Here is a 15,820-nt window from a genome sequence, read left to right as displayed (position 1 = left end):
CCTACAAATACATAGGAGGACGCTCAATATATAAACCCATATTGAGGTCCTCTTATGAGTATATCTTAAATTAAGTCTATCCCTTACAAGCTAGCCGCACGAAGAACAATTGCAGTTGCTTCTGCACGCGTAGCCGCTTTGGCTGGAGCAAATTTGTTTTTCCCGACTCCATTCACTAAGCCTTTTTCTACCGCAATCGCAACATATGGCTTCGCATATTCAGGAATTCCAGCTGCATCTTCAAAGGTAAGCTTAGGCGCCTTGTCCACACTTAACTTCAATGCTTTAACAACCATAACGGCCAGCTCAGCGCGGCTAATATTTTTGCCAGGTGCGAACGTGTTGTCCCCATAGCCCGTAATAACGCCAGCTGCTACCGCATTTTTAACAGAGTCTGTAGCCCAAGCTGCAATTTGATCCTTGTCAGCAAAGGTTAATTCCTGCTTTGCTGCAGGGAGGTTCAAGCCAGTAACTACTAGCTTAGTAAATTCAGCGCGAGTCATGGTTCGATCCGGAGCATAGCTTCCATTAACATAACCATTAACGATTCCTTGCGCATAAGCTTGGGAGATATTGGGTTTAGCCCAATGTTTTTCAGTATCCGTAAACACATTCACTTTACTTAATGCTTCAACTAGCGCATCAGTCGCATTTTGGATATTTGATTTAGCGTTCAAATAAGAAATGGCTTGCTTAGCCTTCTCAACAGTAGCCTTTAAAGCGTCAGTTTGCTCAACCGCTGCTTCTGCCAAAGTGATTTTCGCTTGAATAGTAGCGAGCTCAGCATCAATGTTATGATTTACCACAACAGAAATGGAGTGGGACTGCGGTTCAGTGAAAACGCCGGGAACAAAATAGCTTGCGCTAGCAGTAAAGGCAGTGTTTAAATCCTTTACAGCATAATCGAATGTGAAGAATGTAACTTCTTCAGAGCCTTGACGACCTTGAACCGTAGCTGTATGTTCTGCTACCTTGGTTCCTTCCTTGCCTTCAACCGAAACTTTCACATCATATTTCTGCATGACATCTATGCGTAAATAGCTAACGCCGTCCTTCGCATACGTCTTTGGATTAGCTATGTAAGCAGCCATGGACGAAATTTTACTTGGATCCGAATCATTAACATAATAAACCTGAGCGTTTGTCGGACTTTCAGACGCTACCTTAGTCAGAGCTGCTAATGCCGCTTCAATATCAGCCTTTTTGGCTAACAGATTATTTACTTTCTTTGCACTCGCAAGAGCTTTTGTTAAGGGTTCTGTCTTAGGCTCAGCAGATTCAGCTGCTACAATTGCAGTACCTAATTGCTTGATTACTCCATCGATATCATTGTTAATAACAAGGTATAAGTCATGAGCTTGCGGCTCTGTGAAGACGCCAGGAACCATGTATGTTGTATTCGCTTTGATGATCTCTGAGAGGCTCTCCACTCCATAATCGTACGTAAAGTAAGTAACCTCTTGCGCTCCATTACGACCTTGAACAGTTGCCTGATATTCAGCGACCTTGGTGCCTTCCTTGCCCGCAACCGTCAGAGTAACGTCGTACACTTGCTGAATATCTACACGGAAGTAACTTTTGCCATCCTTCGTGTAGACTTTCGGATTAGCTAAGAATGTAGCGACGGATGAGGCTTTAGTCGGGTCCTCAGAATTAACATAGTGAATGATGGCTGGCTGTGCAACATCGGTTGCTGATGTTACAACCGCAGTAGCCTCTGCTGCTGCCGCATAAGCTGGAATTGTACCTACAAGCATAGCTGCAGTAAGTAACACTGCACCTCTTTTTACTAGTTTTGAATACATATCGAATGATCTTCCTCTCTGTTGTTAATTCGTTTTTTTATTATGACGTGTTTTATTGACGATAACTGCGATTATGGCTATCAACACGATTATAATTGCGATGACTATGGCAATCTGACTACCATTGCCGCCTTCCGCTTGCTCCAATGTTTCTTCTGTAGGGACAGCAGAGGCATCTGCTGTTTCTTCCATAACGCTTGTTTCTGAAGCATCCTTCTCCTGCTGGGCTGCATCGCTTGGCTCATTGCCTGATCCTTCATCGGATCCAGCCTTTCCTGCTGATTCAGCCGTTTGTTCCTTAGCTTCAGAAGCCGTAATGTCCTTATCGGACTGATCCACCTGTAATGCTGGCTCCGTACCCCTTGGTTCGGAAGTCGCGGATTCTGTTGGAGCAGGTGTTGAAGCTGGGATTTCCTTTGGTTTCTTTGCCTGATCTGCAGGCTTAACCTCTAGAGCAGGGGCTGGTGTTGGATTTTGTGAAGCATCAGGCACTTGTGGCTTGTCAGCTTTGACTAGCGTTAAGGTATCGGGCTTAAACTTGAAATACATCGTATAGCTGTGCTCATAATCCATTTCTTCTATGTTGACACTAACTTTCGATTCTATCAAATCTGTGAAATTGGAAGCTTGGAACTCCGTAATCCTTGCATTAGCAACCTCATCAATGGATATCGTCCTAACCTCACTCATACTGCCGTTGTAGCTTATTGCAAATTGGGTTACCCAAGCATGTTTGTTTATAGTCGTCTGTACTCTTATACTGCCATCCTTAATAAAAACTTTCGCAGGCTGATTCCAATAGCCTTCCGCTATAGATGCATTCTTCTTATCCGCATGCATAATATTGAACCCAATTGTATATTCTCCATTCACCTGCTCTGCATGCGCTGGCTGTGGCACAAGCAGCAGTATGACCATCATCATTACAAGGAATGTCCCGGCGATGTTCACTCTTGATGAAGCCTTAAAAAGCATGTCCAACCTCCATTTCCCAACTCTTAGTTGAGAACGTTTCTCAATAATTAACACTATTGAAAATATACCTGATAAAACGTATAGGAGTCAATCGAGTTCATAGATTTGTAAGAAGTTGATTATACGAGCAAGCGCAACTAAAAGGCTTCTACTTAAGGCATGCGCCAAATAGTAGAAGCCTTTCGTCGATACCGAGCGCTAATGTGAGGAATCGTTTAGCTCCCCTAAACTAGGTATTTCTCCGCCATGCCCTGAATATACAACCCACCTACTCCGTAATCAACCCATAAGCCGAAATGTGCTTAATCCGGCGAGAGACTAGCATGGATACTAGATAGGCCAGAATAATAATCCCAACGCAAAGCATGATGACAAGAGAAATCTTCACATTGAACTGCACGTTATGAATGCCTGCCCCAGAGAGTAGTAAAGTGAGCATGGAATTGGTGTATAGATAACCGAGCACACCGCCGATAATGGTCCCTGCGATGACAATCGGGACAAAGCTTAGCGCAATCTGAGACATCAATTGAAGCGTGGTATAGCCTGTCGCTTTCAGTATCCCGAATTCTTTCTTACGCTTGAGGATCATGGTTTTGATAACCAAATACAGGATCAGAATGACGACGAGCACCGTTATGATAATAATCATGACCATGACAGAAAACACAGCGGAGATATAGATACTACTTTGACTTTCTAAAGTCTCATCAACATCAATGATATCCGCAGTCAGATTCTTGTAACTATCATTGAGGTTTTGGATAAAGTCCTTATTAGCTATCCCCTTCAAATAAACATTGATCATAATGCCTGTATAGTCGGGAATGACGTGCTGTACACCTGGAAGAGTTAAATAGGCGGCCTGCCCCATATTACTGATAGACTGGCTTATTCCCGTAATCAAATACGACTGTGATGCCTCACCCACTTCTATCGTTACGGAATCGCCGATCCTTTTCTCAATTAGCTTCGCCGTCCCCCAGGATACAGCAATTTCATTATCGAATTGTGGGTTTCGACCTTCATAGACCATCTGGTTATTCAGCATACTATAATCGTCCGTGAGACTCATATAGATGGTTTGACCATCAAGCAGCATTGGAATCGTGTCTAGGATAGCCGTCTTCGCTACACCATCCATTTGTTTGATAGCTGTAAGTAGCTTAGGACTATCCTCTGCGGACTTAGCCTGAACGATGATATTCGACGTCTCCACACCAACAAGGTCGAAGAACGCCTTCTTATCTGTCGCGACATTATAGTACAGCACAATGGAGAACACCGATGCGAAAGTAATCGCGGCAATAATAAAAGCAATCATCAGGTTCTGTTTACTATTCATAATCATGGTTTTGCAAGCAAGTACGAACTGCAGCCCACCCTTGGCTCTATCCAGAGGAAAATGGTTCTTCTTAAAGCTGTGCGTCATAATCCCATTCCGCAGCGCTGTCACAGGGTGAAGCTTCCTTATGCGTATAGCAGAAAGCAGAGTCACGGTCATGACCAATACAGCAACAATGAGAATACTAGCAGCATTAATGACTGCATCGAAGCTCTGTGTCCACAGCAATCCGGATAAGGAAGTTATAATTCCGCCAAAGACGGGAAGAACCGCATAAGAAACCGCTACGCCAACAATTCCTCCGGATAGCGTAATGAGCATGAACTGCAAAGTAATCGAGGCAAGAATCTGCCTGCTCGTATAGCCTACCGCTTTAAGAACCCCGATATTAACGATTCCATCATCAATACTGTTCGTCACACGGAACTTGATGACAATTAAGGAGACCAGTACAATGACTGCCGCGAAAGCGACCAGTATCATGGATACGATATTTATCGTCATTGTATTTGCATTTTTCACCGTCTCGATATCCATGTCCCAAAATAATTGCGAGATCATGTCCGTACTTGGATGCGGAAATTTCTTATTGTAATCATTAACCAGCTTAGTCGATTGTGTGGAATCCATAAGGCTCGCGGACAGGATCGTTCCGCTTGCTGTCTCTCCAAGCCCAGTGCTCATTTGACGATATGCAGCATCCGGAAGTAAGAATTTCATGATGCCCATACTGTTCGTTCCTAGCATAGTCGCCTCGAAGAATCCAGCGATCCGATAGCTATAGGATTTGTCCTGATAGATTAGGGTGAAGGGATCACCCAGCTTGTAGCCACCGGTTGATTTAAAGCTGTTAGACATATAAATGTCATCGTCCTGAATAGAATCTAGCTTCTCAATCAGCTTCAGAGGAGAGAATTTTCGCTCGTCATCTGCATTAAACAGAGCGGCGCCAACATTCATATCGCTATCCCCATAACGAAACTTAGCTGTGTTCATGAGAATAATATTTTCCTTCTCGATCTCTTGCACGCCAGGATAGCTCTTGAGGAATTCTTCATAGGGCTGCTTGAATTCTGCGGTGTTCATCATCATAAGTACATGTGCATCGTTTAGCTCTTTAACCTTCTCATCATAGAAGGTCCCCACCTTGGTATTCACCGTCATTCCTATGTTAAGCAATAGCGCCGCAATGAAAATCAAGATAAACAGAGAGAAGGTTGCGCTTTTGCCTTTTCTAATATTGGCTATGGCAAGATTAACGATCTTCATCCTACCACCCCATCTCGGCTAAGAAGGCTTTGAGCTTCTCATGTCGGGCATGGTTGTGCTGCACATGGAAGGCATCGAGCTTAAGATCACCACAGATCACGCCATCACGCAGATAAAGGATTCTATTCCCTCTTAATGCTGTCTTAATATCATGAGTGACCATCACAATGCTCTGTCCATTCTGGTTGACCTCAGTCATAACGTCTAGCACGCTATCGCTTGCAGCGGAATTAAGTGCACCGGTAGGCTCATCTGCAAAAACGATTTTCGGACTGTTGATCAGCGCACGCACGATACCTGCCCGCTGTGCTTCGCCACCGGAGAGCTGGGAGGGGAATTTCCCCCATGAGGCTTCGTTTAATCCCACTTGGGCGAGCAGCTGTTTGGCTTTGGCCACAATAGCCCGCTTATTCTTATTTACCAGTAAGCCGCTCGCCAGCGCATTGTCCAGCACACTCATGTTGTCTAGTAAATACACCTGTTGGAACACGAACCCGCAATTATTTCTTCTGAAGATCGCAAGCTTATCGTTATTCAGCTTAGAGAGATTTTGCTTCTCAAAGTTGATCTCCCCTAGTGTCGGCTTATCCATTCCGCTCAGTGCATAGAGCAGAGTGGATTTCCCCGAACCCGAGCTACCCATAATAACCGTAAAGTCGCCCTCGATCAGGCTGATATCTAGATTTTTCAACACATGCTGCTGAACGCCGCCACTGGAAAATGTTTTGCATAGCTTCTCTGTTCTTAAGATCACGTTAGACATGGATTAACCATCCTTCTATTTGAATTAGCTATCATCGACTCTAGACAAATAAGACTGCAAAGTAGATTACAGTCTTATCATACAGGAGCAATTCTTAGCTAAACTTTGTTCAATCCTTAACCGTTTCTTAATTCGTTCAGGCCAGCTTGATTCGCAGAGTCACGGTAAATCCGTTATCCCAGTTCTGACATTCAATATCCCCCTGCATGCTGTGCATGAGATAGTGGGAGATATACAAGCCAAGCCCCGAGCCGCTCTTCCCCTCTGCGTTATTCCCCCGATAAAATTTGTTGAACAGAAGCGGCAATTCATCCTCGTTGATTCCTTGGCCATAATCCTTGATGCACAGCTCCAGATGTGTACGGTTGATTGTGGAAGTAATCGTGACTGGCGTGCCCGCATACTTGTAGGAGTTACTCAGAACATTATCCAATACCTGCTGCAGGCGTGTCACATCCGTTAAAATAATGCATTCCGGAATCGGGTCGCAGCTAATATGATCATCGTAATTCACGTTGCTAACCATTCCATGAATGACAGCACTGGATTCCTCCGTAACGGTTACCTTTAACTGCTGTAGCTCCTCTAAAGTTGCATGGAACATATCGGTGACCAGCAGGTTAATCTGCTCTGCCTTCGAATAGATCGTGTTTAACTGCTTGATCACTTTGTCATCGGTTGCCCGCATCAGCATCAATTCACTCACTGCTTTAATAGAGGCCACTGGTGTCTTAATATCATGACTTAAGCTAGCAACAAGCTCTTTCTTACTTCGATTAGCCATATATTCACTCTGCCGTGCAGCCGCTAGCTCTTCACGCATAATATCGAAGCTTTCAGTAAACGCTCCGAACAGGTTATTTTTATCCATGATTAGTGGAATGTCTAGGTTCCCTCTCGCCACATTAACCGCAAAGCCTTGCAGCTTCTTGAAGGGTTTAAATACAGCATGATTAATAAATACAACATACAAGGCGCACAGCACCGTTAACACGGTAAAAGTCAGCAGGATGACGATTACAAGCTGCTCCTTCATATGCTGCACCAATTCTTTTTCCTCATTGTGAATAATGAGCTTGCCTTGGATACTACCGTTAATGGTAACGTCGACGATCGCATTTCTGTCTCTGATCGCATCATTGATCGTGGTGGAAAGCCCCTCTGCCGTTTGGTAGAGGACATTACCACTGTTATCGATTACAGTAAAAGGCTGCTTGATGGCGCTGTAATCCCCTTGCTCGATGTGCCCCCATTGGCTTTCGATTGTTTTGACTACTTCATTGATAGCAACCAGATCCACGCCTTTGTCTTCCTTAGTGTTGAGGATGAGAGCAGAAAGTACAACGCCTGCGGCAAAAATAGCAGCGATCGTCAGGAACAGCCACTTGGCTCTCATAGGCTGCTATCCTCTAGAACATAACCCGTTCCCCATATGGTCTTGATATATTGCGGTTCATTGGGATTGGCTTCAATCTTCTCACGCAAATGACGGATATGGACATTGAGCGTTCCATCTCCGGTAAAGGAATCTCCCCACACATTGTGAAACAGCTCCTCCTTGGTAATGACTCTGTTTTTGTTTTTGGCCAAATAAGAGAGGAGCTTGAATTCTAAGGTTTTGAGCTTGATCTCCACCCCATTTACGCGGACACGACAAAGCATGCTGTCGATCTTGACCTCGCCGAACTCCAGTATTTCAGTCGGCTGGCTATTTCCACCCCCGTATCTCTTGAGCACGGCTTTAACCTTGGCAAGCAATACGCTGAGCGTGTAAGGCTTCTGTATATAATCGTCTCCACCTATGTTAAGGGCAATCAGGATGTCGTCATCGCTAGATCGCGCACTAATAAACAGAATCGGAATCTGCGTCGTTAGTCGAAGCTTCTTGCACAGGTCAAAGCCCGAGGTTTGCCCGAGATTGATGTCCAGTAGAATCAGAGAGGTCTCGTTTTCCCGCAGAAAATGTTCGCACGCCTCCGCACTAGTCACATAAGCAGATTTAACCTCAAACATATTAAAGTACTCACTCGTCGTTTCCGCGAGGACAGCCTCGTCATCCACAATTAAACAATCATAGTTCATAAGTGTTCTCCATTAGGTTATAAAATGATAGTTAGACACTTCCATAAGATACCATGAGAACTCAGTATTTCGATATGTTAATTCATGAATTAAGGCTTCAACGGAGGAAAGGTGCGCGGATTGCGATTAATATGGTTTAAGTTTACTGTGCTACAGCTCGGCCTCCGACTTAACATAAGTCTACTCCCTAACATTATAAAAAGAAGCCTCCCCAAATTCGGGAGACCTGAGTAGTAACAATAATTTAGCATCGGCATGAAGCTCTTCAGCATCACCAGGATAACGATTCAACTTCGCCACCACGATATAATAATCCTTCACTCTTCACCCTTTAACGCTCCCCATTACGATCCCGCTCATGAAATATCTTTGCAGGAATGGGTATACCAGCAGGATCGGCAATGCCCCAATAAAGATCTGCGCTGCCTTGTTGGTCCTATCGGATACTTCGAGGAGCAGTTGCGTGTCCTGAATGGTAAGCATCTTGATCAGACCCTGCTGCACCACAACAGTTTGAAGATAACTCTGCAATGGATAATGTTCTGTTCTGTTCATCAGGATAATACCGTCAAACCAGCTATTCCAGTGGCCTACACAAGAAAACAATATCAAAGTCGCAATTGCAGGCATAGAAAGCGGTACGTATATTTTCCATAAAGTATACCAATGGCTAGCACCATCTATAAAGGCCGCCTCTTCGATTTCCTTGGGCAAATTCCTAAAGAAATTAAGCAAAATGATTACACTAAATACAGAAACAGCACCGGGTAAAATCAGCGCGAAAATGGAATCGATCAACCCCGTCATTTTGATTACCATATACCAAGGAATTAATCCGCCTCCAAAGAGGATCGTAATCATAAAAAAGATAACATAGCCCCTACGGAATGATAGCATTCTTCCGTCTTTAGAAAGTGGATAAGCAATCAATATAATTAGAAGCATATCGAGAGGCACGCCAATTAATACTCTTTCAAAAGAAATAATCATGGATCGGATGAATTCCGGTTTATTGGCAACAAACTCATAGGCTTTAAATGTGAAGTTAATAGGCCGTAAGGTGACTTGACCTGTTGCAGCTGCGGTACCGCTGCTGAATGAAATTGCCAGTACGTGGATTAAAGGCAATAGGCATAGCAGGGCGAAAGCAATAAGAAACGTATAATTGAAAATAGGAAATACGAATCTTCCAATTGAAGTTTTAACCTTCATATCTTTCCTCCAAAGGATCATAAAACTTTATATCCTGCATATTTATCTGCCAGTTTGTACGAAACCATAATGAGAATAACGGAAACAACCGATTTGAATAAGCCGACAGCTGTTGCAATGCTGTATTGGTTATCGATCAAACCCATTCTGTAAACCATCGTATCTATGATATCTCCGGTACTGTATACGAGCGGGTTGTATAAATTGAAAACCTGATCAAACCCTGCATTCAATATACCGCCAAGACTCAATACAGTCATAAGAATTACGATAGGGGTCAACCCAGGCAAGGTGATATGCCAGATTTGCCTCCATCGGTTTGCTCCATCTACTACAGCCGCCTCATATAGTGTTGGATTTATTCCCGTCAATGCGGCCAGATAGATGATTGTTCCAAATCCAGCTTCCTTCCATACATGTGTAACGACAAGCAAATACGGAAATATCTTTTCATTCCCTAGAAAAAATATAGGTTCGACTCCAAATATCCCTAAAAGTTGATTTACGATACCACTAGAGGGAGATAAGATGTCAATTAAAATACCTGCAAGGAGTACCCAGGATAAAAAGTACGGCAGGTATATGATCGTTTGAATGCTTCTTTTAATATACTTTGCTCGTAATTCATTTAACAGAAGCGCTAATCCGACAGGAACAATCAAACTTGCAATAATCTTCATGAAGGCTATAAAGATCGTATTCCAGAACACTTGACGTACATCAGGTATTTGTAAAATGAACTCAAAATTATCAAGTCCTATCCATTCTGATCTGAAAAATCCTTTAGTAGCATTGAATCTTTGGAATGCCATTACAATTCCGACCATAGGTCCATAGCTGAATATCAGCAGTAATAGGATCCCAGGTACCATCATCAGGTGTAACGGCATTTCTCTTATCCATTTTTTCCCCTTCGAGCTTAGGACCTCCATGCTATTCCTCCGTTGTATTGCATTTCAATTTCCGGAAGAAGGAAGTTGGTTCTGCCAACTTCCTTTTTCCTCTTTACAACCGATTATTGCTACTTGGATTTATACCAGTCGTTGACTTCTTTTGTAAGCTGATCTCCACCTAGCTTTTTCCATTGTTCTACGAATTTATCGAATTCATCAATGGACTCTTTGCCCATGATAATCTTAAGGAATACTTCGTTTTGTATTTTGCTAAGAGTAGCTCCCTTGTCTATCTGGGTCTGAGTAGGAGCGCCATAGTACTCATTAAAGATCCATTGATTATTTTTATCTACTTGCTCTAATATGGATTGTGATCCACCCGGTCCAAATATTGCTGCAGTACCCCAGTTCTTGATATCTCCACCTTGATAAGCAATAACTTTGTCATAGGTAGTTTTGTCGGAGGCGTTCAGCTGTGAAGGATCCTTGCTTTGCAATGCCGCTAGAACCGTCTGGTAAATTTCAAGATTCTGCTTAGGTCCCCATATACGGAACATGGACATCTTGAATACTTCCTTACCTTGAGGCGTAGTACCATATTTGTTCTTATCAGCATTAGGTCCCATTGTATTCTCTACCCATTCGTTTATCATTTTAATAAGTGCTTCAGGATGCTCGAAATTTTTGTTTACTACATGATAATTCGTAGCAGGAGACGAGACCAAGGACAGTACCGGCTTATCATCTGAAGAAACCAACGGAATCGCGATCCAGTCACCAGGGTCTTTCTCATTTTCTTTACTTGAATTCAGCGGCCAAAGGGAATTCCACATCGCTCCGAACACGATTCCAATTTTGCCTGCAGTCGTGGACTCTGCCACTTTTGTACCGTCTTTAACACCAAATTCACGATCAATCAGCTTTTTACTGTACATGTCTTGTAAAGCGGCCAGTGCGGTCTTTACTTCGGGCTGTATGGTGCCAAAGACCAGATTGCCTGAAGCATCCTTGATCCATCCCCCTGGATACGCATGATAGGCATAGAATATCGGAGCAATATCAGCCCAACCTGTTAATGCGCCGCTAATAGCCTCCTTATTGATTGCAATGCCTAGCGTATCAGCTTTTCCGTTTCCATCAGGATCCTGCGAGACAAACGCTTCCGCGGTCTTTACCAATTCATCCATTGTCTTGGGCATCGGCAAATTTAACTTTTTGAGCCAATCTTGGCGGATCCAGATCATTTCGATATTGTCCAACATCGATTGAGTCTCCGGAATAGCCATCAGCTTTCCGTTGAATTTGGCTGTTCCAAGCACCAAGCCACCATCAGCTTCAATAACGCTTTTGGTTAACGGTGAGGCATATTGCTCATATACGCTCGTTAAATCGGCAATTGCATCATTGTCAATCAACAGCTTGAAGTCCTTCATATTGACATCAAATACATCGGGCAAATCATTTGATGCAATGGCAACACCAAATTTTTGCGGATATTGTTCGACTGGAACAACCCAATTAAATTTGATATTTATTCCCAGATTATCTTGATACGCTTTAGTCCAGACGTTGTTGTCGATCGTTTCATCTGCATCATATTTATAGTTTGTGCCAAGATCTGGCCTTACGCTTGTAATTGTAATTGGGGGATCATACTTGGCCATAGGATCGGATATTTCGGGATTTGCCGATGCTTCCGAGGATACCGAGTCGCTGGCTTGTGAGGATGTTGTTTCTTGTTGCGTATTTTTCGAAGAACTGCAAGCTGCCAATACTAATATCATAGAAGCCACAAGCACAAGAGTAATGAGCTTTGCGATTCTTTGGTGTTTCATATAAACCCTCCGTTTTTTATGTGTTTGAGCGAGGCCTCTGAATTTATTATAATCAGTGAATGAAAGCGTTTAATATATGACATTCTTTACTATTGAGCTTTCCGTTTACTTCATGATTCTAGAATCGCGATACTCCTGCGGTGTCATCCCAATGGATTTTTTGAAAAACTTAGCAAAGTAAGCGGGAGAATCAAAGCCGATCGATAAGGCGACCTCATGTATTTTCATTCCCGTCCCTCCTAGAAGCTCCTTTGCCTTATTTATCCGAGCGAGCTGAATATGGTCTGAAATATTAGTGCCGGTTATCTGTTTAAACAACCGCGATAGGTACGAAGGGTTGAAATAGGTAAGCTCACCTAGCCTGACCAGGGATATGTCCTCCGATAAATGTTCAAAAATATATTGCTGCACAAGCATGATGATATCCTCTTCCCGCTTTTCTAGATCGCGTTCCTGTAGCTTAAAGATATCGCTTGCAATCCCATGCAAATAGTCAACGGCATCCGCCCAGCAATCGAATTCATCTATCCGGGTAAGCTTGCTTATGCTTGAATGGAATACCTGCTCTGCAACAAGTCCCCTCCGGTTAATGTAAGACAACAACTTTAATGACAATGAAAAATAGATTTCCAACGCAGGAATGTGATGCATGCTATGAATCTTGGTCAGAAAATCCCCGATCTCTGAATAGTTATCGAAGTAATCCTGCTTCTGGCCTCGCTCCAAACAGTTCTCCAGCTTACTGATCTTATTCAGATGCGCGTGAATATTCCCTTCATACCGGCTTGTAATTTGAGATTGATCTTGTGCAATAGAATCAGATTCATTCTCAGAAAGGATAATGCCGCTTTTAGAACCGATACGGTAGTTAAGCAGCTGTTTTAGACCGTAGTACTTTTCGGAAAGCGAATCCCAACGACTTAAATCCTTAGCAATCGCGAAAGACATACTTACCTGAAGGGATTCCATGCAAGTTTTCTGTGCCGTTTCCAGCATTTCCTTAATGAATAGTCTGGACCTTTCCCAAGTGACCTCAGGATCGGCAGGCTGAATTAACCATACGGAGTACGACTCTTCGTAAAATAGGTATGCGGAATAGATGTTCTCAAATAAATACTCTTCCACTATGTTCTTTGCGGTATAGATCAGTCGGGTCTTCTCGGCTAGAGCCAGCTTCTTGGATAGATTGTCCGTTGTTCCTAGCAGCATAATTACAGGGAGCTCGGCGTTAAGAGAGATCTCCATTTCATCCAGTTGCTGCTGCGTAACCGGAAGTACGGACTTTTCCCCCCGGAGCAACGTAGTTAGATATTCCTTTTGAAGCAGCGGCAGCGCCTTGCTTACTTGAAGTCTCACCCTGCTAAGCAGCTCTTTGTTTCTATAACTATTCTCTATTTCGCTGATGGCTTTTTCTACCGTCTTTATGATTTCGGAGTCGTCTTCCGTTTTCAACAAATAACTTACTCCGTCATGTTTTATTGCCGCATATACATAATCGAATTGGTTGTATCCGGTCAAAAATATGACTTTGCAGTCCGGCCACCTGCTCTTTATGTTATCAAGGAGCTGTATTCCGTTCATCTCGGGCATATTGATGTCCGTCAGTACGATATCGATCTTTGTCCTGTTCAGCCAACTCATGGCTTGCTCTCCCGTGTAAGCTTTGTATATATCCAGATCATGTTGCGTCAGACCACTAAAAAGCCGATAAAGCCAATCCACGATCATCTGCTCGTCGTCCACGATCAACAGTTTATACATCATCTCACTCCTTCGTTTAATCATTCCAATAGGCTATATTTCAATGCTGATAATCACCTTTAACCCACCCAAATCACTTCTAGAAAATATCAATCCACTGTCGTTCCCTATACCATATTGAAGCCTCCTATGTATATTTTTGATCCCGGTCGTTTCCACCTCGTCCATATTATCCTTTTCGATAAGAGACTTCTGCAGTGCCTCTAATTCCTGGTCGTCCAGACTATTACCGTTATCTTCGACAATAACATTCAACGTTTTTTCCAGCTTTAAGAACGAGATGCTCAGTATTCCTCCACTGGCCTTATTCTCAAGACTATGCTCAAGCGCATTCTCTATAATGGGCTGTATAATCAGACGAGGCACTTTAATATGACTACATTCCTCTGGCGTCTGTTCAAATTCAATTGTCATCCTGCTGGCAAAACGCATACTCAATATTTCCGTATAAATCCGTGCATGCTCGATTTCGCTAACTAACGTAACCTCGTCCGCTCCGCTTCGCGTTATGAATTTGAGATAATTTCCAAGCTGTTGGGAGAAACGAGCCGCATTGTCGATATCTTCATCGATCACCATCCTATGCAGGATGAAATAGCTGTTGTAAAGAAAGTGCGGGACGATTTGCGTCTGGAGCTGTTTCAATTGTGCGTTCTGCGCAAGTATTTTCTGTTTATACACCTGTTCGATTAAAGTACCGAACTTATCGACCATTTTATTAAAAGCACCGTATAGGTATCTGAACTCGTTATCGGATTTATGCGTAATGGATATGTCTAAATCTCCTTTCTCCATCTTGCGGAAGGATTTTACTAGCAACGACAAAGGTTTATATATTAACCGGTAAGTAGATAAGGAATAGATCAGAATAAGCAGAATCGCCGTCGCGGTAAAAATCCAAAACCAGTTGGAGTACTTCTCAAAGGCTTTAAGGACTTCGCTTTCCGGTACGAACTTAGACAACGTGATACCGAGATAATCGGAGCTCGTATAGATCGTCCAATAAGACTTGTCCATGATTTTTATATTCCTAAAGCCGCTTTTGGAGGTTTTTGCAGCTTCCTTTACATATGCCGAAATGATTGAATTTTCTTCAGCGTTATTCGTACTCGTCAATACGAAATTGTTGCGATGATCGACTAACAAAGCCCCTCCGTCATTGTAGTTATTGAACTGCTTTAATGCGTCTTCTAACACTTCCAGGTTCAGTTCCAGGGCAATGATGTACGCGGGATTCTTCTTTACTTTGCTTTCTGTATCGATAGGAGTATTGGATAAGTTAGAGATACTTAGAAAAAGACGATTGTTCCAATAAATCGTTTGCGCGTCTTTAGAATAGTAGGAGTTTGATTTAAGAACATTAAATTCCTCATTAGGGATAGAGCTTTCAAAAGATGATGAAGTGATTACCCTATCTACTGAAGGAATGTAAGCGCTTGCGCTGAGAACGTAAGAACTACTGCTCGCTATCGATTTCAAATGCTGTTGAAGCTGTAATATCGTTTGCGCTTTCCCATAATCATCGAGAGATTCTGGGACAAGAGCAAGCTGTTGCAAATTCACATCGTCCGTGAAGTAAAACTGAAGGAGCTTTATTCTTTGTATTTCTTCTTCAAGATTCTCCTTATAAAAATTGACCTGTGAGAGCATCGTATTGGAAATTTCCTGTTTTTGAGTTTGTACAGCCCATTGATAGATTTCGATACTTAGAACGTAGACGGGGCAAATAATGAGAAGAAACGTAATGACCAATCTACTGAAGATGGACATTTTCCACTTTGATTTAATAAACGCCTTTATAGATACCATTGGTCTAAGCACCCTTCCTAGTGTGTGGCTATTTGACAATAAAATAGACAACAATTCCTTGAAAATAGTTG

11 protein-coding genes are annotated in these 15,820 nt (G+C 42.9%); all 11 read right to left on the bottom strand.

The features are described from left to right. Window positions 1-83 precede the first annotated feature (83 nt). Window positions 84-1,805, bottom strand: coding sequence for an S-layer homology domain-containing protein (locus M1K58_RS08950; protein ID WP_256758430.1), 1,722 nt, complete (start codon window positions 1,803-1,805; stop codon window positions 84-86). Window positions 1,806-1,829: 24 nt separating this feature from the next. Continuing rightward, window positions 1,830-2,780 (bottom strand): NEAT domain-containing protein, encoded by a 951-nt coding sequence (locus M1K58_RS08945; RefSeq protein ID WP_256758429.1) that lies wholly within the window; start codon window positions 2,778-2,780, stop codon window positions 1,830-1,832. Window positions 2,781-3,048: 268 nt separating this feature from the next. Next, complete coding sequence (locus M1K58_RS08940) at window positions 3,049-5,394, bottom strand: ABC transporter permease (protein ID WP_256758428.1); 2,346 nt, start codon at window positions 5,392-5,394, stop codon at window positions 3,049-3,051. A 1-nt stretch (window position 5,395) separates the two neighbouring features. Then, window positions 5,396-6,157, bottom strand: a complete 762-nt coding sequence (locus M1K58_RS08935) for an ABC transporter ATP-binding protein (protein ID WP_256758427.1) — start codon at window positions 6,155-6,157, stop codon at window positions 5,396-5,398. Window positions 6,158-6,293: 136 nt separating this feature from the next. Further along, window positions 6,294-7,553, bottom strand: coding sequence for a HAMP domain-containing sensor histidine kinase (locus M1K58_RS08930; protein WP_256758426.1), 1,260 nt, complete (start codon window positions 7,551-7,553; stop codon window positions 6,294-6,296). Then, entirely contained in the window at window positions 7,550-8,239 is a 690-nt protein-coding gene (locus M1K58_RS08925; protein WP_256758425.1) for a response regulator transcription factor, read from the bottom strand. Before M1K58_RS08925 ends, M1K58_RS08930 begins: the two co-directional genes overlap by 4 nt. Window positions 8,240-8,563: 324 nt before the next feature. Further along, on the bottom strand, window positions 8,564-9,451 hold the full coding sequence (locus M1K58_RS08920) for a carbohydrate ABC transporter permease (protein ID WP_256758424.1): 888 nt from the start codon (window positions 9,449-9,451) through the stop codon (window positions 8,564-8,566). Window positions 9,452-9,468: 17 nt separating this feature from the next. Further along, a complete protein-coding gene (locus tag M1K58_RS08915) occupies window positions 9,469-10,383 on the bottom strand; it encodes an ABC transporter permease (protein WP_256758423.1) in 915 nt (304 codons plus the stop codon). Between the two features lie 89 nt (window positions 10,384-10,472). After that, window positions 10,473-12,179, bottom strand: coding sequence for an extracellular solute-binding protein (locus M1K58_RS08910; RefSeq protein ID WP_256758422.1), 1,707 nt, complete (start codon window positions 12,177-12,179; stop codon window positions 10,473-10,475). A gap of 105 nt (window positions 12,180-12,284) precedes the next feature. Next, a complete protein-coding gene (locus M1K58_RS08905) occupies window positions 12,285-13,943 on the bottom strand; it encodes a response regulator transcription factor (protein WP_256758421.1) in 1,659 nt (552 codons plus the stop codon). 30 nt (window positions 13,944-13,973) lie between these two features. After that, complete coding sequence (locus M1K58_RS08900) at window positions 13,974-15,749, bottom strand: sensor histidine kinase (RefSeq protein ID WP_256758419.1); 1,776 nt, start codon at window positions 15,747-15,749, stop codon at window positions 13,974-13,976. Window positions 15,750-15,820 lie beyond the last annotated feature (71 nt).

It is taken from the genome of Cohnella sp. WQ 127256 (genome assembly GCF_024519285.1).
Classification (GTDB): domain Bacteria; phylum Bacillota; class Bacilli; order Paenibacillales; family Paenibacillaceae; genus Cohnella.
The sequence above is the reverse complement of the archived record's forward strand: the minus strand, read 5'-3'. Positions and strand labels throughout refer to the sequence as shown.